This is a genomic window from Pseudoalteromonas luteoviolacea S2607 (assembly GCF_001625575.1).
Taxonomy (GTDB): domain Bacteria; phylum Pseudomonadota; class Gammaproteobacteria; order Enterobacterales; family Alteromonadaceae; genus Pseudoalteromonas; species Pseudoalteromonas luteoviolacea_E.
Genome location: NZ_AUXV01000016.1, coordinates 29,101 through 50,894, shown reverse-complemented (window position 1 = coordinate 50,894; position 21,794 = coordinate 29,101). Strand labels below are relative to the sequence as shown.

The window sequence follows — 21,794 nt, the reverse complement described above, 5'->3', positions numbered from 1 at the left end:
ACCTGTATGTAATTAGATATTCTATGAACGATAAATGCACAAGCATGCCGGAAGTTCAGATGGCTATGTGAGAAAGATTAATATTGTGAGGCTGTACACATATCTTGTCACTCCAACAAGTTAAAGACATGTGCACTTTGCGTATTAGTTTTGCTTAAGCAGTTGATTAGTCAATTTTTTAGCAAATGTAGTGAGGAAGTTTGCTTTATTTTCTAAGCGCGGGATTGGCCGGCATAGCTCCATTGCTTTATACCCTAACCTAGCAGTGAACACACCGGCACTTAGGCCCTGAGCCGAACGCGCTGACAGCTTACCTAGTAACTCTGCACCCAGGCTAGTCGCTGCCAGATCGCTCAGCAACTCTGCCGCACCGACAAACACAATCTGCTTTGCCAATAACTTATACAGTTTTATCCGGCTGCGATAACCAAGCTCTACGCCGTAATGTTTACTCAGTTGTTCGACCAAACTCACACCTCGCCAAAGTACAGCCAGCATATCTGTGATGGCCATAGGGCTCAATGCCACCATCAAGGCAGAAGTAGTCGCATATTGAGATATGATGTCCTTTGCAACATCATCTTGGTTTTTTAGTATGCTTTGCTCGTATAGCTGAATGACTTCTTTATCGGTATAGTGACTTTTCAGACTCGCTTGAAATTCATCCACAGTGTCTTTGGGTAGTTTTTTTAGTATCGGTGCAAGCCAGTTTTGGGCTTCACCTATTTGGTTACTGTTGAGTAGCCTTGCGGCATACTCACGCCTTACCTCTAAACTTTTTAGCGTGCGTAATGCAACAACCTCTTTAATTAGAAAATTGCCAGCCCAACCCAAAGCCGACACTACACACACGATATAAATACCAGCAAGAACAATACTTTGCTGCAATGCCGTGTAAATAGCCATCCCCATTTCAATAGGAATAAGCACCATCAAGCTTAGCAAAAACCCATGCCGCCATCCAAAACGATTCTTTGAAAATCCAAAACTAGTTTCCATTTGCTCATCGCTTGTTTGGAGACTAAGCACTTTCACATCTTCAGAAGAAAACGTCGACTGTGCTTCAACCCTAGCACTTTGCCGATTGAACTTGGGGGAGTGTAGCGCCTCGTCTGAGTTATCATCGGTATCAATCCTGCGACCAGCTTGCCACTTTTTTGACTGTGTCATCTCAGCTTATCTCCTATCAAGAACTGTAACGTGTGATCTAAGCGGATATGTTCAAGCTGACCTTGATAGGCAGGTATCGGGTAAAAAGACAAAAACTCAAACCCTTGCTCCGGCCAACTAGAAGGCGATAATACATGGTCTGGCGGTTCGGGCGGCAAGAATGTAATGAATTGAGATTCGTTCAAAGGTTTGCCATATACACAGTTTAATGTTTTGCCTTGGTCTTTTACTTGCTTATGTTGACAGCTTTTTACCGACGAGATAGTCATCGTATCCACTTCAACCCCTGCAAATCTAAGCTCGTTTTCATGTTCACATAATAGCTCGTACAACAGCCGTGTTAAGTTGTCTTGCTCAGTAATAGCAACTGCATCGCACTTATTTGCAGCAAATAAAACTCTGTCTATTTTGGGCTTAAATAAACGCTGTAAAACACCACTTTTACCATGGTTGAACATGCTCATGGTCTCTCTTAACGCTTGCTGGGTTTGCGCTAAGGTTGCGGGGCCATCATTCAGTGCGCCAAGCAAATCAACTAAAACTAATTGCCTGTCAAATGCGCAAAAATGTTCTTTATAAAATGGCTCAATGACTTGTTTTTTGTATGCTTCAAACCGCTGAACAAGCTGCTCGTATTGTGTTCCCTCCGTTATTTCGCCATGACTTGATAAGGGAAAAAACTGAATAATTGGTGCTCCAGCCAGATCTCCAGGAATGAGCATTCGTCCTGGTTGCAATTTCGCTAGCCGAGTTTCACATTTAAGGGTGTGCAAAAGCGCGCAATACTGCTTTGCAAGCGCATCCAGCGCTCCAGAATCTACCGGCGCTTGTGCATTAAACTGTTTGAGTTGGGAGAGCAACGGCTGACAGTACTTTGAGAACGCAGGCTCTGATAGGGCTTTTAGCTGTGAAAGACTCCATTGTTCAAAGCTCATGTTTAGCATTGGCAAATCCATAAGCCACTCACCTGGATAATCGATCAATTCCAGATAAATCGTGTGGTCATCTGAAAAATGCTGCCGTATACCGCGATTGCTTTTAAACTTGAGCGCCAATGTAAGCGTATTAATTCGCTCAGTTGAAGGCGGCCACGTTGGCTCTTCAGCCAGTAAACAAGCTGCTGCATTGTGATAATCAAACGTGGGAATATCTAGCGCTTTTTGCGGTACCAGCTTGCAAGCGATGAGCCGGTGATCTCTTACCACATCAAAAAATGGCAGATTTTGGCTATTTGCTTGCGTTGTTAAATGTTTAACAAGCGCCGTTATAAATGCTGTTTTACCACTGCCACTAAACCCTGTGACTGCCAGTTTAATATGCTGATCGAGTGAGCGCTGTATTGTTTTTTGCGCTTTTTGTTGAAGCTTTTCAAGTGTTTTTTGGGTCGTGAACTTTAAGCTCATTGAATGATAGTTCCTTAACATTAGCGGCGTGGCGAGTCCTCGCCACTGGCCGTTAAAGCTTATTAATTTCCCTTTTTATCGTAAACTCCGCGGAGGTAACATAACGCTCCATATTTTGGATGCGGCTATCTAACCTGCCGAGTCTATCTTTTAAATCAAACAGTGCTTGACGTGGCGGCTCTCCTTTTTGCCATACTTTGAATTTTACTGAAACAGGATCACTATCATGATTGTTATTAACATGCTCCACTTCTGGCTCCTTTTTATCTAAAATAAACCAGCAAGCAATATAGATAACGACAAATAAAGGACCACCAGATAACAAAACTGCTGTTACAAATAAGATGCGTACCAGCCACAGCTCCATGTTGAAGTAATCACTCAACCCCGCACAGACCCCGGCTAATTTGCCTCTTTTTGGGTCTCGATATAACTCTCTTCGTCTCTGGCTCATACTTTGCGTCTCCATTCTGGTGACTCTTGATCTAACAACGCCTCTAACGTTTCTACGCGTTCAGCCATTTTTTCTGCTTTATGTGCAAGCTCTAGCAATTGACGATGCTCGTGCTCGCTCAGGCCCTGACTCAGCTGTTTTTTGCTTTTATAATGAAGAATGAGCCACAGCGGCGCTACCACAATTAAAAATAAGACAACCGGGGCAACTAATATTTCTGCGTCAAACATAATCTTCTCCTGTTTATTTTGGTCTTGGCAGCGTAATTATTGTTTTATGCACCTACTTTAACAGTAGGTGCAGTTAGGTTCACTTTTTTGCCAGCTTTTTCTTTAAAGCTTCTAGCTCGTCATCTACTTTTTCATTCTTCTGTAGATCGGCTATTTCATCAGCCAGTGATTTTTTACCAAGATCGTACGCTTCCACTTGCGATTCAAGACCATCTATTTTGTTTTCATAACGCTCAAAACGATTTAATGCATCTTCAACTTTTGAACTGTCTAACGCCTTTTTAACGTCGAGTCTAGACTCGGCTGAGCGCTGTCTCAACACAATGGCCTGCTGGCGAGCTTTCGCATCTGCAAGCTTTTCTTGCAGCGTAGTTACTTCTTGTTGCAATTTTTCAATGTGAGACTCAACATGGCTCAATTCTGCTGCAACACTTTGTGCTGCATCAGAGGCTTTTTGCTTTTCAAGTAGTGCAGCACGAGCTAAGTCTTCTCGTTCCTTAGTTAAAGCAAGCTCTGCTTTTTCTTGCCAATCATCGGCTTGCGAATTTAATTGCGCAACTCGTCTCTCCAGCTCTTTTTTCTCAGCCAATGTTTTAGCTGAAGTAGAACGTACCTCAACCAGTGTATCTTCCATTTCTTGGATGATAAGACGAACCATTTTTTCTGGATCTTCAGCTTTATCTAAGATGGCATTAATATTAGAATTAACGATGTCAGTAAAACGTGAAAAAATTCCCATAATCTTTTACCTCGTAGGTTATGATTTATATTACTGAGTTTTATGTATCAAATAGCTTGCCAACTTTATAACTTAATTTAAATGTTATATTTCAATAACTTATAAATATAACAAAAAGCTTCCTATCACTATTTTTTTCAAATAAACTATAACTTAGTCAAAAATACTAAGAGTTAGGCAAATATGGGTCAGTTCCGACAGCAAGATAACCTTTTGGGTCAATCCGACAGCTTTTTAGCCGTATTAGACCAGGTTTCACAACTCGCACCTCTTGAAAAGCCTGTTCTTATTATCGGTGAGCGTGGCACAGGTAAAGAGCTGATTGCCGCCCGTCTTCACTTTCTTTCGGAACGCTGGGATCAAAACTACGTTAAGCTTAATTGTGCAGCGCTAAACGAAAACTTGTTAGAAAGCGAGTTATTTGGCCATGAATCTGGCGCTTTCACAGGTGCGAGCAAACGACATGAAGGCAGGTTCGAGCGAGCAAATGGCGGTACTTTGTTCCTAGATGAATTAGCGAACACATCTGCCATGGTGCAAGAGAAGCTTTTGCGGGTCATCGAGTACGGTGAGTTTGAACGAGTTGGCGGTAAACAAACCGTCAAAGTCGATACCAGACTAGTCTGTGCAACAAACGAAGACTTGCCAAGCTTGGCCGAAAACGGAGAGTTTAGGCATGACCTGCTAGACCGCTTAGCATTTGACGTAATAACGCTACCGCCACTTAGAGCTCGTAAGGAAGATATCTTGTTGTTAGCCGAACATTTCGCAATCAACATGGCGCGAGATCTTGGCTGGTCATTATTTAGCGGATTTACCCGAAAGGCCACAGATACCTTGCTAGAATACGAATGGCCAGGAAATATTCGAGAGCTAAAAAATGTTGTTGAACGTAGCCTATATCGCCACGGTAATGAACACCTCCCTGTACATCAAATAAACTTTGATCCATTTGATAGTCCATTTCGACCTCAGCAAAGAATAAAAGCGGCGAAAAATATAGATACAGTGCGTTATGAGCCAGCACTAGCAGATACACAAGAACCCGACAACCACGATGAGCCTATCGCTTCTGCCAGTATGTCATTCAACTTTCCTTGTGATCTTAAGTCCCTCTCCAGCGACTACGAGATAGAATTACTAAAAAAAGCACTTGAATTTAGTCAATTTAATCAAAAGAAAACTGCACAAAACTTGGGATTAACGTATCATCAGCTGAGAGGCTATTTGAAAAAATATAATTTGTTAGACTCACAACAAGAGGCTTAACTGTGGTCACTGCGATGACTGACTTACTGACTAACCCCAAACGCTATATCACCCATTTATGGCTACCGGCTATCTCCCTGTTTGTAACAGCGTGTAGTGATGTAAAACCGGTTGAAAATGCAAGTAAAACACAAGGCATTGTATATTGCGCTGAGGCAAACCCTGTGTCATTCAATCCACAGGTTACAACAACAGGTTCAACAATAGATATTATTGCTAATCAGCTCTACAACTCCCTGATTAGTATTGATCCCGTAACCGCTGAGTTTAAGCCTGAACTGGCAACACAATGGCATATCAGTGAGGATGGGAAAAAAATCACTTTTAAACTCCGTGAAGGGGTCGAATTTCATTCTACCGATTATTTTACGCCGACAAGAACAATGAATGCAGACGATGTGATCTTCTCTTTCAGCCGCTTGTTTGATGTTTATAACCCCTACCACTTTGTTCATGACGCTAGCTATCCCTATTTTCAAAGTGTCGGTATGGACCAACTGATCAGAAAGATTGTCAAAGTTGATAACCACACAGTGCGTTTCGAACTGTTTAGTGCCGAAAGTAGCCTACTTTCAAATATTGCGACCGATTTTGCTGTGATTCTTTCTGAAGAATATGCAATGCACAGAGCGTCACAAGATCAGAAGCACCTATTCGATAATATGCCGATTGGTACGGGACCATACAAGTACAAAAACTTTTTACGTGATAATTTAGTTCGCTTTCACAAACATGAAAATTACTGGAAACATGACTACGCAGTCGATCAGCTCGTCTATGACATAACAACTAACAACACGACGCGCATCGCAAAAATGTTGACCAAAGAGTGTGATATCACCTCACACCCGAGTGCGACTCAGCTTGAAGCGCTTTCCGCCAGAAAAGATATCGTGGTCGACAAAGCCGTCAACTTAAATGTGGGATATTGGGCATTCAATACCGAGAAGCCGCCATTTAACAACGTGCTAGTTAGAAAGGCGCTCGCACACAGCATCGACTTTGACAAAATCATGCAAGCCGTATTTTATGGCAATGGCATTGCTGCCAAATCTATTTTGCCCCCTTCTTCTTGGGCTTTTTCAGCACAGCAAATGCCCGTATACGACCCTGAAAAAGCCAAAGCATACTTAACCGAAGCTGGCTTTCCAAATGGCTTTGAAATGACATTATGGGCCATGCCAGTTTCTAGAATTTACAACCCAAATGCTCGAAAAATGGCTGAGCTCATTCAAAGCGATTTACGTCAAATAGGTATCCGTACACGCATCGTAGAGTTCGAATGGAATACTTTTATAGAACGTATTGGTCGGCACGAGCATGACAGCGTATTGCTAGGATGGGCTGCGGACACCCCAGATCCGGACAATTTTTTTAGTCCACTGCTCAGTTGCACAGCGACTTTTACAGGAAAAAACCCTGCTAACTGGTGTAACCCAGAATTTGATTTACTACTTACGCAAGCATTAGATACCAATGAGCTTTCAATGAGAAAGAAATACTACCTCCAAGCGCAAGCTATGCTCATTGAAGAAATGCCGCTGGTTCCAATCGCTCATGGCGTGCGATTCCAAGCTCGAGGTGCCAATATAGAAGGTGCACAGTTGAGACCTTTTGGCGGCGTATCTCTTGCTAACGTTAGAAAGGGCGAACAGTAATGCTTGATTATCTACTTCGTCGATTTAGCTTACTCATATTTATGCTGTTCGCTTTATCAGCGTTTACATTCGGGCTGAACTATTTATTTCCAGGCGATTTGCTAACCAACTTTAGCGGGCAGGTTAATACCAGCTTTAGTCAATCTCAAATGCTAGAAGAAAAGTATCGTATTAATGACAATGTACTGGTGCAATACGGCGCTTTTTTGGGGCGATTGATTGAGGGGGACTGGGGTGTCTCTTTATCATCAGGGCAAACCGTTTTCTCACATGTTACCTTACTTTTGCCAGCCACATTAGAACTGTGCTTTTATGCCTTATTCATGGCGGTTTTGATAGGTATACCTGCAGGTATAATCACCAGTGCATATCATAAAAAATGGCCAGATAAAGTCATTAGCACTCTGACGCTACTTGGATTTTCTATTCCTGTTTTCTGGCTCGCCTTGTTGCTCATAATGGTTTTTTGCCTTGGCTTTGGTTGGTTTCCAATGTCTGGACGAATCGGTCTACTTTATGAGATACCCGCTGTAACCAACTTTATGCTGCTGGATATTTGGCTACTCGGTTTTCCTTATGGTGGGCAAGCGTTTGTCGATGCTCTACACCATTTAGCGCTACCGACCATTGTCTTAGCTATGTATCCAACGACTGTGCTTACTCGTTTTACACGGGACTCTATGCTAAATGTGCTAGAGCAAAATTACATAAAAACAGCTCGCGCAAAAGGCCTTAACCGCAGGCAAATCATTCTCGATCATGCGTTGCGAAACGCACTGTTACCCGTTATAAAACAAATCGGTCTGCAATTCAGTACATTGATCACGCTGGCAATGGTAACTGAAGTCATTTTTTCTTGGCCGGGTGTTGGTCGCTGGCTTATTGATAGCATTTACCAGCGAGATTACCCTGCTATTCAAGGTGGCCTATTGGCTGTATCGATGTTTGTAATATTTGCCAATATGTTAGCGGATTTAACGCACTCAATGCTTGACCCTGTATCAAGGAACCAGTCTCATGGCAAAGTTTAGCTTATACAGTGAAGAGTCAAACCGCTCACCATTATCTCGCCTGTGGCGAACTTTTAAGGCAAACCACTTAGCGCTTGTTGGCCTATGGATGTTTATCGGTTTGACGCTACTGGCTATGACAGCGCCGTTACTCGCACCTTATGGAATAGACCAACAACATAGCGACGCATTATTACTGCCTCCCTCATGGCATGATGAAGGTGATGTCCACTTCATTCTTGGAACCGACGATTTAGGTCGTGATGTGCTTTCTAGACTTATGAACGGCGCGACATACACGTTTGGCTTGTCTATTATTGCAGCCTTGATGACCACCATCTTCGGCGTTGTGCTAGGCACCTTGGCAGGCATTAATAGAGGCTTCAAGTCCAGTATTTTAAATCACTTATTAGATATCACCCTTGCTATTCCTTCATTGCTTCTGGCCATCATTATCATTGCCATTTTAGGGCCTGGGCTACTCAATACAGTCTGGGCAATTATCTTAGCGCTGCTGCCACAGCATATTCATTCTGTTCGAAACCTAGTTGTGGAAGAGTTAAACAAAGATTATGTGGGCGCATATAGGTTGGATGGTGCAAGTAGAGTGCACATTTTGTTTAGAGGTATATTCCCCAATATCTATGAGCATATCGTGGTTATCTTCACTTTGGCATTATCCACTGCAATCTTAGACATTGCAGCACTTGGCTTTCTCAAGCTGGGCGCTCAACCACCCACAACTGAATGGGGCGCGATGCTGGCCGAAAACTTAGGTTTAATCTATATCGCTCCTTGGACGGTTGGACTACCCGGAGCCCTGTTGTTTTTGTCAGTATTAGCCACTAACCTAGTAGGTGACGGGCTTAGAAATGCACTACAAGCGCGAAAGGCGACCTAATGCAATTATTAGACATCAAAAACCTTACTATAGAGCTGCCCACTGAAGACGGAATAATACGTGCCGTGGATAAAGTGAATCTGAGCTTGAAAGAAGGAGAAGTACACGCACTGGTCGGTGAATCGGGGTCAGGAAAAAGTCTTATTGCTAAGGCGATAGTTGGCGTGCTTAACGCGCGCTGGCGTGTCACTGCGGACAGAATGCACTGGCAAGGCGTTGACTTGATGCGACTCAGCCCAGAAAAGCGCCGCAAGATCGTTGGACGAGATATGGCCATGATTTATCAGGAGCCGAGACGCAGCTTGGACCCAACGGCAAAAATCTTTGAACAGGTTGCGGAGTCTCTGCCTGACGATTGCTTTAAAGCGGGCTTTTTTGGCAGAAAAAAAGAACGCCAAAACAAAGTAAAGGCACTACTCCATAAAGTTGGGATCCGTGAAGATGAAAAAGTTTCGAGTAGTTACCCCCATGAGCTTTCGGAAGGCGTCTGCCAAAAGGTAATGATTGCCATGGCCATAGCAAGAAGCCCAAAACTGTTAATCGCTGATGAACCAACGACAGCACTTGAGAGCACAACCCGCGCTCAAGTGTTTAGACTACTAAAAAGTTTAAATCAGCTTAAGAACATGTCTATTTTGATGATCTCGCACGAATTGGAAGAAATTACTCAGTGGTCACATGCTATGCATGTGCTGTACTGCGGGCAAATGGTAGAGGCAGGGCCGACCAAAAAGGTGTTTAATGGTCCTTACCACCCATACACCCAAGCGCTGGTAAAGTCATTACCTGATTATGCTCATGGCATTGGCCATAAAGCCCCGTTTTATGCCCTCAAAGGCACGATCCCCCCACTTCAACACCTACCTATTGGTTGTCGTTTAGGCCCTCGTTGCCCACAAGCTCAAAAAGAGTGTGTCGCTACGCCAACACTGGTGAAATCTCATGGTCATTCCTATGCATGCCACTTTCCATTAAATAGAGAGAAAAAGAAATGCAACCCGTGCTAAAAGTGCAGGCACTTAATAAATCATTTAAAACCCGGGCAGGCCTGTTTAGACGTCAGCAAGTTCAAGTTTTAAAAGGGGTCTCATTTGCTGTCACACCTGGGCAAACTCTGGCGGTTATTGGTGAAACCGGTTCGGGGAAAAGCACGCTAGCAAAAGTGCTTGCGGGAGCGGAAGAAGTAGACTCAGGACAAATACTCTTGAATGGAAACATGATTGTTGATGATGGCATCAAAAATCGTGAATGTAGACATATTAGATTGATTTTCCAAGATCCCACTCGCTCACTAAACCCTGGTTTGACAATCGGTGACATGCTGGATGACTGCTTGAAATTTAATACTAAGCTCACAGAGCAACAAAGAGAAAGCAAGATTGAGCTTACTTTGTCTAGAGTTGGATTACTGTCGGAACATTACGATTATTACCCCCATATGTTTAGTGGCGGTCAACTACAGCGTGTTGCGCTCGCAAGGGCATTAATACTAGACCCAAAAGTGGTTGTGCTCGATGAAGCGCTTTCCTCTTTAGACCCTTCAGTGCGCGCACAGATAGTGAACTTGCTTCTAAAACTGCAAAGAGAAACGGCTTTAAGCTACGTATTAATCACGCATCATCTGAGCTTAGTGAAGCACATGAGTGATAAGCTATTGGTACTAAATAAAGGTGAGGTGGTTGAATATGGTCCAAGCGAGGCGATATTTAATAATCCTCAGTCAAGGGTCACACAAAAGTTACTTGCTGTTTAAATCTTAAATCACAGACATTAAAAAAGGCGCCTAAGCGCCTTTTTTTAGTTTTCTTCAGTGACTTCAAATGAACTCGGTTTGTTTACTTCAGCTGTACTTTCAAGAGCACTCAAAAGCGCTAGGTAATTTTTGTTAACCTGTGTTCTCGTAATGCTCTGTTTTTGTTGTGGCTGAACTTCGTCCGTTATCTCTGCAAGCTTAACAGCTTTCACTACCAATAACGCAGAATCACCATTGTTCAGTTCTACCATTGACTTAGACACGCTATCAGCAGCTGGGTGAGGCAACTTGAATGCTTCGCTCACTAATGCTGGTTGCACCGCATAGCTTTGACGCGCTAATGCATCTTGAGTTTGAACTTCAAGAGATTGCTCCGCTGCAATATCAGCTAGCGATGTACCTTGCTCAAGTTTTGCAAATAGCTCTGTCGCTTTCTCTTTCGTCAGCTCTGTCGCTTTGTCATTTTCTAAACGAGCCTTAATCTGTGCAGTCACATCTTCTAGTGCTCTAACAGTAGCCGCTTTATGCTCTGCTACGCGCACAACTACCATATGCTCAGGTGCAATTTCAATAACTTCAGAATTCACACCATCTTCTAATAGTTCTGGTGTAAACACAATATTCGTCACTGCTGGTTGGTTGAGCGGCGCAGGAAGCAAGTTGCGAGCAAGTAGCTCGGTCTTCTTCACTTCAATATTTGCAGCCGCTGCAGCTTCTTCTAGAGAATCTGCAATTTCAAATGCCAACTCACGAACTTCTTCCTGTTTACCATAGAATGCATCAATTTTCGCATTTTGCTCCAGTTCGGTGCGCAATTCATCCGCTACTTCAGCATATTCTTTACTTTCTTGAGCTTGAAGGTCTGTCAGCTTAATAATGTGAAAACCAAACTCAGACTCCACAACCTCAGAAAAATCGCCAATATTTGCTAGCGCAAATGCAGCAGCTTCAAATTCAGGATCCATCATATCACGATCAATCCAATCTAAATCACCGCCTAGCTCACCGCTGGCAATATCGTCTGACTGTGATTCCGCTAGCTGAGCAAAATCCGCACCGCCTTGAAGTTGCGTGTAAAGCGCCTCAGCTTTTGCTTTTGCAGCTGATGCATCATCACCACTTTCAACTAAGATATGAGATACACGACGTCTCTCTTCTTCTAGGTACTGTGCCTTGTTTTCTTCGTAGTAGGCTTTGACATCTTCTTCTGTGATAGCTTCTTCCAGCTCAATATCAGACGCTTTTAATTCGATGTAACTTAACGCAACTTGCTCAGGTGACTGGAACTGGTCTTGATTTAAATCGTAAAAATCTTTAATTTCTTCGTCACTTACAGATACTTGGTCTTTCACCGCATCTTTACTCAGTACGAGGTAGTCTACGTCACGAGTTTGTTGCTGAAGTGCAAGCGCATGCTTTACTTCGTTGTCCAATACAAAATCCGAACCTGCTAGCGCAGATACCAATTGGTTACGTGTCATTTCTTCACGTAGGTACTCACGAAATTCATCAGGTTGGAAGTTCATTTGACGAATAAGTTGCAAGTAACGGTCGTTACTAAATTCGCCGCCAATTTGAAAATATGGCATTTCAAAAATGGCTTGTTTAATTTGGCTATCGCTTACACGCAGGCCTAACTCAAGCGCCAACTGGTTTTGTAGCTCTTGCTGTACAAGTCTGTCTACAACACCCTGACGGATCTGCGCCATGTAAGTTGGATCTGAAGCGATTTGTTCAAAGTATTCACCAAACTGTTGTTCTAATCTGCCACGCTCGTTTTCGAACGCTCTAGAAAACTCTAGTTGGGTGATTTTAACTCCGTTGACTTCTGCCACTGGTTGCTCTGTGGTTTGACCTAGGTAACCACCGATCCCTGCCAGCGCAAAAGACAAGATAACTGCACCAAGAACGATCTTGGCAGCAAGGCCTTGCGAGCCCTCTCTAATCTTTTCAAGCATTTGTTCTATCTCTTATCTAAGTCAAAGCACCGAGGTACTTTGCATCAGTTAGCTCATGTAAAAAAAGCGTATCTTACCAGATACGCTTTTTATCTTGAAGCTTATCACGTTCAATTAACTCGGTTTCGCAACAGAGTCAATTGCAAATTGTATAAGCTATAACTTAGTTAACCGCGTCTTTTAGAGCTTTACCAGCTTTAAAAGCAGGGATGTTAGCAGCAGCAATGTCAATTGCAGCACCCGTTTGAGGGTTACGGCCTGTACGAGCAGCGCGTTCACGAACAGAAAAAGTACCAAAACCTACTAGCGCTACTGAATCGCCGTCTTTAAGCGCAGTGGTTACTGACTCAATGAATGAATCCAGAGCACGACCAGCAGCGGCCTTAGAAATATCAGCATCAGCTGCGATTTGATCGATTAATTGAGATTTATTCACAATATCATCCTCTTACATTGTTATTATCAAGAGCGATGGTTTTTTAAAACTAACATCACTTTTGTTGTTAACTACGAGAAATCTTACGATTCTCTATTTGCTTAAATGTATTACAGCCTAGATACTACGGGGCTTCCCGCGAACTAGGCTTAAATCCAGTGCTTAACTTAGCACACCACTGGGATTTGAAAACCCTTTTTATCGACTTTTTTAAGCTTTCGCAGCAGTTTTTTGAGTTTCTACTGAAAAACTGTCCACAGGTTGAGCAAGTGCTATCGATAAAACGTCTTCAATCCATGTTACAGGGTGGATTTCTAACCCATTAAGAACATTATCTGGGATTTCTTTGAGATCTCGTTCGTTCTTTTTAGGGATAACGACCGTCTTAATCCCACCACGATGAGCGGCTAGCAACTTCTCTTTCAAACCTCCAATTGGCAATACTTCACCACGCAGGGTAATTTCACCAGTCATGGCGACATCGCTTTTAACAGGGTTACCAGTCAAGCTAGAAACAAGACCAGTTACCATCGCAATACCAGCGCTTGGACCATCTTTAGGTGTCGCACCTTCAGGCACATGCACGTGAATATCACGTTTTTCATAAAAGTCATCGTTAATACGAAGCTTGTCGGCACGGTTTCTAACCACCGTCATCGCCGCTTGAATAGACTCTTGCATTACGTCGCCTAGCGAGCCCGTGTACGACAATTTGCCTTTACCTGGTACTGCTGCGCTCTCGATAGTCAATAAATCACCACCCACTTCAGTCCACGCAAGCCCTGTAACTTGTCCAACACGATCCCCATCTTCCGCTTTGCCGTAGTCAAAACGTTGAACTCCTAGGAAGCTTTCCAAGTTGTCACCATTGATAACAACCTTCTTTTGGTCTTTATCGAGCAAGATAATCTTCACAGCCTTACGGCATAGCTTGGACATTTCACGCTCTAGATTACGAACGCCCGCCTCGCGAGTGTAGTAGCGAATCGTATTAATAATCGCGCTGTCTTCAATCTCGATTTCGCCAGCTTTTAATCCGTTACGCTTAATTTGTTTCGGAATTAAATGCTGCTTAGAAATATTTAACTTTTCGTCTTCTGTGTAACCAGATAGGCGAATAACTTCCATACGGTCTAATAGTGGACCTGGAATATTAAAACTATTCGACGTTGCGACAAACATTACATCTGACAAATCATATTCAACTTCAAGATAGTGATCAGCAAAGGTACTGTTTTGCTCTGGGTCTAGCACTTCAAGTAATGCAGATGCAGGATCGCCACGCATGTCCGACGACATTTTATCGATTTCATCCAACAAGAATAATGGATTTTTAACACCCACTTTGCTCATGCTTTGGATAAGTTTACCTGGCATAGAGCCAATGTATGTACGACGATGACCGCGGATCTCAGCTTCATCTCTCACTCCACCTAACGCCATACGCACGTATTTGCGACCAGTAGAACGAGCGATCGATTGACCAAGGCTGGTTTTACCTACACCTGGAGGACCGACTAAACACAAAATTGGCCCTTTAAGTTTATTCGTACGCTGTTGAACCGCTAGGTATTCAATGATGCGCTCTTTCACCTTATCTAGGCCATAGTGGTCTGCATCTAAGATCTTTTGCGCGTTTGCTAAGTCTTTTTTCACCTTAGAGCGCTTTTTCCAAGGTACATTGATAAGCGTATCGATATATGAACGTACAACGGTCGCCTCAGCTGACATAGGCGACATCATCTTCAATTTGTTCAGCTCGGAAGTTGCCTTTTCTTCAGCTTCTTTTGGCATCTGTGCTTCACTGATACGCTTTTTCAGCGTTTCAAATTCATCTGGCACATCGTCTAGTTCACCGAGCTCTTTTTGAATGGCTTTCATCTGCTCATTGAGGTAATACTCTCTTTGCGATTTTTCCATTTGTTTCTTGACGCGAGAGCGGATTTTCTTCTCAACCTGAAGCAGGTCGATCTCGCCCTCCATTAACGCCATGAGGTACTCTAGACGCTCAGTAACATTATATAGTTCTAGCACCTTTTGTTTTTCAGGCACCTTAATTGGCATATGCGCTGCCATGGTATCTGCCAAACGTGCCGTTTCATCGATGCCGGATACAGAGGTCAGAACTTCAGGTGGGATTTTTTTATTGAGTTTTACATACCCTTCAAACTGACTTACCGCACTGCGGATGAAAATATCTTGCTCTTGCTCAGAAATATTTTCTGAAGCAATAAACTGAGCTTGTGCTAAGAAGTAATCATCGGTTACTAAAAATTCATCGATTCTCGCCCTTTGCGTACCTTCAACAAGCACCTTAACTGTGCCGTCAGGCAGCTTAAGTAACTGCAATACTGTTGCAACCGTACCGACTTCATAGATATCGTCAGTACTTGGATCATCGATTGAGGCCTCTTTTTGAGCCACTAAAAATATTTGCTTGTCATTTTCCATTGCAGCTTCAAGACATCTTATAGACTTCTCTCTGCCAACAAATAGCGGGATCACCATATGAGGGTAAACAACCACATCACGCAGTGCCAACACTGGAATTTCAACTCGATCCGTTCTCTCAAGCGTCATTATGTTCTCTTCGCACTTCATTTATTTTTAAGATTACAGAGGTATATGGGGATGCCCTCTATAAAGTTCAACTCTTCGACAAAAAAAGGAGCACGAGGCTCCTTTTCTAATTATCTTGCCTGACTATTCAGACGCCGCTTTGTCTTGACCACTGTTTTCATAAATTAAGATAGGATCCGACTCCCCCTTAATTACAGTTTCATCAATAACAACTTTGCTCACATCTTCAATTGAAGGTAACTCATACATAGTTTCGAGTAATACGGCTTCAACAATTGAGCGTAGTCCACGGGCACCTGTTTTACGTTCCATTGCTTTATGTGCAATTGCTTTTAAAGCATCTTCGCGAAACTCAAGTTCAACGCCTTCCATCTTAAATAGCGCACCATACTGTTTAGTCAGTGCATTCTTAGGCTCATTTAAGATCTGTATTAACGCGTCCTCGTCTAACTCAGTCAGCGTTGCAACAACAGGCAAGCGACCAATAAACTCTGGTATCAAACCATACTTCACGAGATCTTCTGGCTCAACGTCTTTAAACGTCTCACTCAATGAACGCTCGCTATCAGCACTTTTCACTTCTGCACCAAAGCCAATGCCAGTACTGGTATGACTACGCTGCTCAATCACTTTATCTAGGCCCGCAAATGCACCGCCACAAATAAACAGAATCTTTGACGTGTCTACTTGTAAGAATTCTTGCTGTGGATGTTTGCGACCACCTTGAGGAGGTACTGACGCGACAGTGCCTTCAATTAGTTTCAATAGTGCTTGCTGAACACCTTCGCCTGACACATCCCTAGTAATCGATGGATTGTCAGACTTACGTGAAATTTTGTCTATTTCATCAATATAAACAATACCACGCTGTGCTTTTTCTACATCATAGTCACACTTTTGAAGTAGCTTCTGAATGATATTCTCTACGTCTTCACCAACATAACCTGCTTCGGTTAATGTTGTAGCATCAGCCATAGTAAATGGAACGTCTAATAACCTAGCAAGTGTCTCAGCTAATAATGTTTTACCACTACCAGTTGGACCGATCAGTAGAATATTACTTTTACCAAGTTCTACTTCAGTTTTAATACCTTGATTTCGAAGACGCTTGTAATGATTGTAAACAGCCACTGACAACACTTTTTTCGCGTGCTCTTGTCCGATTACATAATCATCTAGATGGTTGCGGATTTCTTTAGGCACCGGCAGTTTATCAGACGAATCATGCTGCGGCGCAATATCCTTGATCTCTTCCCTAATGATGTCGTTACACAGTTCGACGCATTCATCACAAATGTATACTGATGGACCAGCAATTAACTTGCGTACTTCGTGCTGACTCTTACCACAAAATGAGCAGTACAAGAGTTTGCTATTCTTGTCGCCGTCTGTAGGAGTGTCTGACATTCAACTACCTCTTAAATTTGGTGAGTTGCCACAATGGTGACAACACAATACATGCTTTAACTATACCAAATAAAAATTCAGTTGGCATAGCTAAGCCAGCTCAAAATGAAAACTACTCGTACAAAAGTCATCATTTTGGCATTAAACTATAGAAAACTTGGACCTCTCTAAGATATAGATCCAAGTTTTATTATTTCAAGGTGTAATTTTTCACCTAAAAACAAACTTTACTTAAATTAGCGGCTTGTGTGAACCGCATCCACTAAACCATACTCTACAGCTTCTTGTGCATTCATGAAGTTATCACGGTCTGTGTCATTGGCTACCACATCAAATGGTTGACCTGTATGATCAGCAAGTAACCTATTTAGTTTTTCTTTGATAGTTAGGATTTCTTTCGCGTGGATCTCAAAATCAGATGCCTGGCCTTGGAAACCACCCAAAGGCTGGTGGATCATCACGCGAGAGTTAGGTAAACAATAACGTTTGCCTTTAGCACCACCTGACAATAAGAATGCCCCCATGCTTGCTGCTTGGCCAACACACACAGTGCTCACATCTGGTTTGATGAAATTCATCGTGTCATAAATTGACATACCAGCAGTAACAGAACCGCCTGGTGAGTTTATGTACAAGTAAATATCTTTATCTGGGCTCTCTGACTCAAGAAATAACATTTGTGCAACAATCAGATTCGCCATGTGGTCTTCAACTTGACCTGTCAAAAATATAATTCTCTCTTTAAGTAGGCGAGAGTAAATATCGTAAGAGCGCTCACCTTTAGCTGTCTGCTCAACAACCATAGGGACTAAAGCGTTTAGAGGATCTATCATACCGTCATTCATATTATTGGTTCCTTTGTATGCGAGGCAGGTTTGCTGCGCAGTTCAAGCGCTAATTATTGAACTAGCTTTATACTTGTTCTTTATCGTAATAACGAAAAAGGCTCGCAGCACTGCAATTAACAGAGCATTACGAGCCATTTAAGCGTTAGCTTAACAGTAAGTCAATGCTTTCCTCATAGACGAGGGAAGAAACTTACTCTGCAGCTTGTTGTGGGTTCATGATGTCGTCAAAAGACTTTTCAACATCAGTAACCGTAGCGCTTGAAAGTACAGCTTCTACTGCTTGCTCTTCCATTGCTACATTACGCATTTGCTGCATTAATTGATCATTTTCTTTGTAGTAGTTAACTACTTCTGAAGGATCTTCGTATGCAGAAGCAACAGTTTCAATTAGAGCTTCAACTTTTGCATCATCAACTTTGATATCATTTGCTTTGATCACTTCACCAAGAAGAAGACCAGTCTTAACGCGAGTTACAGCTTGCTCGTGGAAAAGCTCAGCTGGAAGTTCAGGCATGTTCTTCGCATCGCCGCCAAAACGCTGTGCAGCTTGCTGACGAAGCGCATCAATCTCTTGGTCGATAAGTGCTTTAGGTACTTCAACTTCGTTAGTTTCAAGTAAACCCTGGATAGCCTGCTCTTTAACCTTCGCTTTAACAGCTTGGTCAAGCTCACGCGTCATGTTCTTTTTGACTTCTTCTTTAAGAGCGTCAACACCGCCTTCAGCTACACCGAACTTAGTTGCAAATTCGTCGTTAAGCTCTGGAAGTTCTTGAACTTCAACTTTCTTCACTGTGATAGTGAATTGTGCAGGCTTACCTTTAAGGTTTTCTGCGTGGTACTCTTCAGGGAAAGTTACGTCAGCAACAACTTCGTCACCCGCTTTCTTGCCAACAATACCGTCTTCGAAGCCAGGGATCATACGACCTTGACCTAGCTCTAGTGGGAAGTCTTCAGCCTTACCGCCTTCAAACTCTTCACCCTCAACAGTACCTAGGAAGTCGATAGTTACACGATCTTGTTCACCCGCAGCTGCTTCAACTTCAGTCCAAGTAGCGTGCTGCTTGCGAAGAGTCTCTAGCATGTTAGCTAAGTCATCAGCAGTAACATCTACTACTGGCTTTTCTACTGCAACCTTGTCTAGGTCTTTGATTTCAACTTCTGGGTAAACTTCAAAAGTTGCTTCAAACTCAAGATCTTTACCAGCTTCTAAAGACTTAGGAGCAAAGCTAGGAGCACCAGCAGGGTTGATCTTTTCTGAAACGATTGCTTCGATGTAGTTACGTTGCATTAAATCGCCAGCAACTTCTTGACGAACAGCTGCACCGTAGCGCTTGTTGATTACAGAAACAGGTACTTTACCAGGACGGAAACCGTCAATACGCTGGGTTTTAGACAGTTGTTGTAAGCGTTTTTTAACTTCAGTCTCAACGTTCTCTGCAGGAACGGTGATAGTCAGACGGCGCTCAAGGCCTTGAGTCGTCTCAACAGAAACTTGCATGATATACCTCAATTTTCATTTTTGGCGACAACGCGCCTTCCTTCACAAACAAGTCGACACTGAAGTGCAATTAGAATTCAAGCGAAAAGCGCTTATGACCTACCAATTACATGCCAGACTTGCTGCCTGCCCCATCAGGGCACTATGTTAAACATTAGACGCGGCATTATAACCTATAAAACGGTAGAGTCGAGCAATCCGCTGAAATAAATGAGATATAAGGTAACAATAGTATATTTAAGGAAAAAATAGAGAAAATTTTGAATGAGGAGATGGTCGGCGATGCAGGATTTGAACCTGCGACCCCTTGGACCCAAACCAAGTGCGCTACCAAGCTGCGCTAATCGCCGATAATATATATTTTTTTGAAAGTGGTCGGCGATGCAGGATTTGAACCTGCGACCCCTTGGACCCAAACCAAGTGCGCTACCAAGCTGCGCTAATCGCCGAAACATTTTTTGAGTGTAGATGGGGCGACTGATGGGGCTCGAACCCACGACAACCGGAATCACAATCCAGGGCTCTACCAACTGAGCTACAGCCGCCACTACATGTGGACATAATTTAAATGGCGCACCCGGAAGGATTCGAACCTTCGACCCACGGCTTAGAAGGCCGTTGCTCTATCCAGCTGAGCTACGGGCGCAACACAAACAACACTTGTGTGCTATCCACCCACCTCTTCAAGGAAGAAGTGGTCGGCGATGCAGGATTTGAACCTGCGACCCCTTGGACCCAAACCAAGTGCGCTACCAAGCTGCGCTAATCGCCGATTTTGTTACTTACTAAGAATGTTTTTGTTTAACACCCCTCGTTGGCAACGGGGTGCATATTAGAGATTTGAGTTGTTGAGGTCAAACATTTTTTTTAAAAAATATTTCAACTGCCTATTTTTACCACAAAAGGGTTAAAAATCAGCTGAAACAGTCAAATTTCGTTCAACTTAATCTTCGTCTCTTTACTTTGCTCTATGTTTATCGTGGGATCTAGCTTGGCTAATCAGTTCAATTTTGCGAAAATATAGGCAGCACAGTTGTAATCCTTACACATACCCTATTTTATTGTGGGGAATACATACTGCCATATTTAAATAGAGTGACCCCTTTTTAACTCTATAATCGTTCAAGTAACTAACCCTTATATATAAAGGTCACCCATGACGGCAAACATCATAGATGGCAAAGCAATTGCGAAACAGGTTCGCAGTACAGTCGCAAAACGTGTTGAGCAGCGAGTAGCTGAAGGGCTAAGAGCCCCAGGATTGGCTGTGGTACTTGTCGGGCAAGATCCTGCCAGTCAAGTTTATGTTGGCTCAAAGCGTAAAGCCTGTGAAGAAGTAGGCTTTGTTTCTAAGTCTTACGATTTACCCAATGATACGAGTGAAGAACAGTTACTCGAACTGGTAGACAACCTAAATGTTGATCCAGAAGTTGATGGTATCTTGGTACAACTCCCTTTACCTGAGGGTTTGGATGCCGAGAAAATTTTAGAGCGTATTCACCCAAGTAAGGACGTTGATGGGTTCCATCCATATAACGTTGGTAGACTTGCGCAGCGCATGCCTGCTTTAAGACCTTGTACACCAAAGGGGATTATCACCCTACTCGACTCCACTGGCGTTCGATATAAAGGGATGCATGCTGTCGTAGTAGGCGCCTCCAACATTGTTGGCAGACCGATGTCGTTAGAGTTACTACTTGCTGGTTGTACAACAACCGTATGTCACAAGTTTACTCAAGACCTTGAAGCCCATGTTCGCCGTGCTGACTTGCTCGTTGTCGCTGTCGGTAAGCCTGAGTTTATTCCTGGTGACTGGGTTAAAGAAGGCGCAATCGTGATCGATGTGGGTATTAACAGATTGGAGTCGGGTAAGCTTGTAGGTGACGTGCAGTATGATAAAGCAGAGCAAAATGCGAGCTTCATCACGCCTGTGCCAGGAGGCGTTGGCCCAATGACTGTTGCCAGCTTAATTGAGAACACGTTAGAAGCTTGTGAAAACAGCAAAAATTAGTAAAGCACAAGGAGCACTTTAATAGTGCTCCAATTTATTACTCTGTTTTTCAGTTTCATCTGCCGATTTTAACTCTTTCGCCATCATTGATTCTAACATTTCCATTTGTTTATCAAAATCTTCTTTACTAATTTCACCATTCTCTAGACGACTTAATAACTCATCCATTTTGGCTTTTATCTCTTTCACTTTTTCCTCGTTTACGCCAAGGCGGTTAAACATCAAAGTTTGTTGTACCTGAGATAAAAAGCTCTGATTCAGGTTAGACGTCGATAAATCTTTTTGTCTCAAAGACTGCGACAATTGTGAGACTGGGTTCTGGTTGTTTAATTCATTCGCAAAAGATTCACCACTTTGATTTTTAGCGGTGCCTGCGCGCGATGAGTATGTAGATTGGGGGGTAGCGCCAGTTTTATGCAATAGCATTTTACACTCCTTTTAAAATGGGCATGTCATTGCCACGCAATGA

At 43.0% G+C, this 21,794-nt stretch carries 19 protein-coding genes and 5 tRNA genes; 7 read left to right on the top strand and 17 right to left on the bottom strand.

The window, feature by feature from the left end; genetic code table 11:
- Positions 1 to 144: 144 nt before the first annotated feature.
- The 5 genes from N480_RS09760 to pspA all read right to left on the bottom strand — a co-directional run bounded on the left by N480_RS09760 (position 145) and on the right by pspA (position 3,996).
- A complete protein-coding gene (locus N480_RS09760; protein ID WP_063372318.1) occupies positions 145 to 1,170 on the bottom strand; it encodes a YcjF family protein in 1,026 nt (341 codons plus the stop codon).
- Positions 1,167 to 2,573: a YcjX family protein gene (locus N480_RS09755; RefSeq protein ID WP_063372317.1), complete on the bottom strand. Its 1,407-nt coding sequence runs from the start codon at positions 2,571 to 2,573 to the stop codon at positions 1,167 to 1,169. Before N480_RS09755 ends, N480_RS09760 begins: the two co-directional genes overlap by 4 nt.
- A 52-nt stretch (positions 2,574 to 2,625) precedes the next feature.
- Entirely contained in the window at positions 2,626 to 3,027 is a 402-nt protein-coding gene (gene pspC / locus N480_RS09750) for an envelope stress response membrane protein PspC (protein WP_063372316.1), read from the bottom strand.
- Positions 3,024 to 3,257, bottom strand: a complete 234-nt coding sequence (pspB, locus tag N480_RS09745) for an envelope stress response membrane protein PspB (protein ID WP_063359547.1) — start codon at positions 3,255 to 3,257, stop codon at positions 3,024 to 3,026. Before pspB ends, pspC begins: the two co-directional genes overlap by 4 nt.
- Before the next feature lie 79 nt (positions 3,258 to 3,336).
- Complete coding sequence (gene pspA / locus N480_RS09740; RefSeq protein ID WP_063372315.1) at positions 3,337 to 3,996, bottom strand: phage shock protein PspA; 660 nt, start codon at positions 3,994 to 3,996, stop codon at positions 3,337 to 3,339.
- Positions 3,997 to 4,179: 183 nt separating this feature from the next.
- Here pspA and pspF point away from each other — a divergent pair, with 183 nt between their 5' ends.
- From pspF to N480_RS09710, 6 genes are read left to right on the top strand one after another with little or no spacing between them, the layout of a single operon-like run.
- Positions 4,180 to 5,265, top strand: coding sequence for a phage shock protein operon transcriptional activator (pspF, locus tag N480_RS09735; protein WP_063372314.1), 1,086 nt, complete (start codon positions 4,180 to 4,182; stop codon positions 5,263 to 5,265).
- Positions 5,266 to 5,279: 14 nt separating this feature from the next.
- Entirely contained in the window at positions 5,280 to 6,923 is a 1,644-nt protein-coding gene (locus tag N480_RS09730) for an ABC transporter substrate-binding protein (RefSeq protein ID WP_081231823.1), read from the top strand.
- A complete protein-coding gene (locus N480_RS09725; protein WP_063372313.1) occupies positions 6,923 to 7,954 on the top strand; it encodes an ABC transporter permease in 1,032 nt (343 codons plus the stop codon). Before N480_RS09730 ends, N480_RS09725 begins: the two co-directional genes overlap by 1 nt.
- A complete protein-coding gene (locus tag N480_RS09720; RefSeq protein ID WP_063372312.1) occupies positions 7,941 to 8,834 on the top strand; it encodes an ABC transporter permease subunit in 894 nt (297 codons plus the stop codon). Before N480_RS09725 ends, N480_RS09720 begins: the two co-directional genes overlap by 14 nt.
- Positions 8,834 to 9,841, top strand: a complete 1,008-nt coding sequence (locus N480_RS09715) for an oligopeptide/dipeptide ABC transporter ATP-binding protein (protein WP_063372311.1) — start codon at positions 8,834 to 8,836, stop codon at positions 9,839 to 9,841. The genes N480_RS09720 and N480_RS09715 overlap by 1 nt, the downstream gene beginning before the upstream one ends.
- A complete protein-coding gene (locus tag N480_RS09710; protein ID WP_063372310.1) occupies positions 9,826 to 10,587 on the top strand; it encodes an ATP-binding cassette domain-containing protein in 762 nt (253 codons plus the stop codon). Before N480_RS09715 ends, N480_RS09710 begins: the two co-directional genes overlap by 16 nt.
- Before the next feature lie 44 nt (positions 10,588 to 10,631).
- Here the strand turns inward: N480_RS09710 and N480_RS09705 are convergent, their stop codons facing one another.
- The 11 genes from N480_RS09705 to N480_RS09655 all read right to left on the bottom strand — a co-directional run bounded on the left by N480_RS09705 (position 10,632) and on the right by N480_RS09655 (position 20,086).
- The gene (locus N480_RS09705) at positions 10,632 to 12,545 is read right to left on the bottom strand and encodes a SurA N-terminal domain-containing protein (RefSeq protein WP_063372309.1); all 1,914 of its coding nucleotides are present in this window, start codon (positions 12,543 to 12,545) and stop codon (positions 10,632 to 10,634) included.
- Between the two features lie 163 nt (positions 12,546 to 12,708).
- The gene (gene hupB, locus N480_RS09700; RefSeq protein WP_063359539.1) at positions 12,709 to 12,981 is read right to left on the bottom strand and encodes a nucleoid-associated protein HU-beta; all 273 of its coding nucleotides are present in this window, start codon (positions 12,979 to 12,981) and stop codon (positions 12,709 to 12,711) included.
- Positions 12,982 to 13,191: 210 nt separating this feature from the next.
- Entirely contained in the window at positions 13,192 to 15,561 is a 2,370-nt protein-coding gene (lon, locus tag N480_RS09695; RefSeq protein WP_063372308.1) for an endopeptidase La, read from the bottom strand.
- Between the two features lie 123 nt (positions 15,562 to 15,684).
- A complete protein-coding gene (gene clpX, locus N480_RS09690; protein ID WP_063372307.1) occupies positions 15,685 to 16,968 on the bottom strand; it encodes an ATP-dependent protease ATP-binding subunit ClpX in 1,284 nt (427 codons plus the stop codon).
- A gap of 236 nt (positions 16,969 to 17,204) precedes the next feature.
- Positions 17,205 to 17,813, bottom strand: a complete 609-nt coding sequence (gene clpP, locus N480_RS09685) for an ATP-dependent Clp endopeptidase proteolytic subunit ClpP (RefSeq protein ID WP_063372306.1) — start codon at positions 17,811 to 17,813, stop codon at positions 17,205 to 17,207.
- A gap of 193 nt (positions 17,814 to 18,006) precedes the next feature.
- Positions 18,007 to 19,314 carry a trigger factor gene (tig, locus tag N480_RS09680; protein ID WP_063372305.1) on the bottom strand — a complete coding sequence of 436 codons (1,308 nt, stop codon included), beginning with the start codon at positions 19,312 to 19,314 and terminating at the stop codon, positions 18,007 to 18,009.
- Between the two features lie 273 nt (positions 19,315 to 19,587).
- Positions 19,588 to 19,664: transfer RNA gene (locus N480_RS09675), tRNA-Pro, on the bottom strand.
- A 22-nt stretch (positions 19,665 to 19,686) separates the two neighbouring features.
- Positions 19,687 to 19,763: transfer RNA gene (locus tag N480_RS09670), tRNA-Pro, on the bottom strand.
- Between the two features lie 20 nt (positions 19,764 to 19,783).
- Positions 19,784 to 19,859, bottom strand: a tRNA-His gene (locus N480_RS09665).
- A 24-nt stretch (positions 19,860 to 19,883) separates the two neighbouring features.
- Positions 19,884 to 19,960: transfer RNA gene (locus tag N480_RS09660), tRNA-Arg, on the bottom strand.
- Between the two features lie 49 nt (positions 19,961 to 20,009).
- Positions 20,010 to 20,086 (bottom strand) — tRNA-Pro (locus tag N480_RS09655).
- A gap of 384 nt (positions 20,087 to 20,470) precedes the next feature.
- Between N480_RS09655 and folD the strand changes: the two genes are divergently transcribed.
- Entirely contained in the window at positions 20,471 to 21,325 is an 855-nt protein-coding gene (folD, locus tag N480_RS09650) for a bifunctional methylenetetrahydrofolate dehydrogenase/methenyltetrahydrofolate cyclohydrolase FolD (protein ID WP_063372304.1), read from the top strand.
- Between the two features lie 18 nt (positions 21,326 to 21,343).
- Here the strand turns inward: folD and N480_RS09645 are convergent, their stop codons facing one another.
- Positions 21,344 to 21,751, bottom strand: a complete 408-nt coding sequence (locus tag N480_RS09645) for a hypothetical protein (protein ID WP_063372303.1) — start codon at positions 21,749 to 21,751, stop codon at positions 21,344 to 21,346.
- Positions 21,752 to 21,794: the final 43 nt, after the last annotated feature.

Coding starts and splice junctions, on each gene's coding strand:
- tig (WP_063372305.1), bottom strand. CDS start 19,314: ATGCAAGTTTCTGTTGAGACGACTCAAGGCCTTGAGCGCCGTCTGACT.
- pspF (WP_063372314.1), top strand. CDS start 4,180: ATGGGTCAGTTCCGACAGCAAGATAACCTTTTGGGTCAATCCGACAGC.
- N480_RS09730 (WP_081231823.1), top strand. CDS start 5,280: ATGACTGACTTACTGACTAACCCCAAACGCTATATCACCCATTTATGG.
- N480_RS09725 (WP_063372313.1), top strand. CDS start 6,923: ATGCTTGATTATCTACTTCGTCGATTTAGCTTACTCATATTTATGCTG.
- pspB (WP_063359547.1), bottom strand. CDS start 3,257: ATGTTTGACGCAGAAATATTAGTTGCCCCGGTTGTCTTATTTTTAATT.
- N480_RS09755 (WP_063372317.1), bottom strand. CDS start 2,573: ATGAGCTTAAAGTTCACGACCCAAAAAACACTTGAAAAGCTTCAACAA.
- N480_RS09705 (WP_063372309.1), bottom strand. CDS start 12,545: ATGCTTGAAAAGATTAGAGAGGGCTCGCAAGGCCTTGCTGCCAAGATC.
- pspA (WP_063372315.1), bottom strand. CDS start 3,996: ATGGGAATTTTTTCACGTTTTACTGACATCGTTAATTCTAATATTAAT.
- clpP (WP_063372306.1), bottom strand. CDS start 17,813: ATGAATGACGGTATGATAGATCCTCTAAACGCTTTAGTCCCTATGGTT.
- pspC (WP_063372316.1), bottom strand. CDS start 3,027: ATGAGCCAGAGACGAAGAGAGTTATATCGAGACCCAAAAAGAGGCAAA.
- lon (WP_063372308.1), bottom strand. CDS start 15,561: ATGACGCTTGAGAGAACGGATCGAGTTGAAATTCCAGTGTTGGCACTG.
- N480_RS09760 (WP_063372318.1), bottom strand. CDS start 1,170: ATGACACAGTCAAAAAAGTGGCAAGCTGGTCGCAGGATTGATACCGAT.
- clpX (WP_063372307.1), bottom strand. CDS start 16,968: ATGTCAGACACTCCTACAGACGGCGACAAGAATAGCAAACTCTTGTAC.
- N480_RS09645 (WP_063372303.1), bottom strand. CDS start 21,751: ATGCTATTGCATAAAACTGGCGCTACCCCCCAATCTACATACTCATCG.
- N480_RS09715 (WP_063372311.1), top strand. CDS start 8,834: ATGCAATTATTAGACATCAAAAACCTTACTATAGAGCTGCCCACTGAA.
- N480_RS09720 (WP_063372312.1), top strand. CDS start 7,941: ATGGCAAAGTTTAGCTTATACAGTGAAGAGTCAAACCGCTCACCATTA.
- N480_RS09710 (WP_063372310.1), top strand. CDS start 9,826: ATGCAACCCGTGCTAAAAGTGCAGGCACTTAATAAATCATTTAAAACC.
- folD (WP_063372304.1), top strand. CDS start 20,471: ATGACGGCAAACATCATAGATGGCAAAGCAATTGCGAAACAGGTTCGC.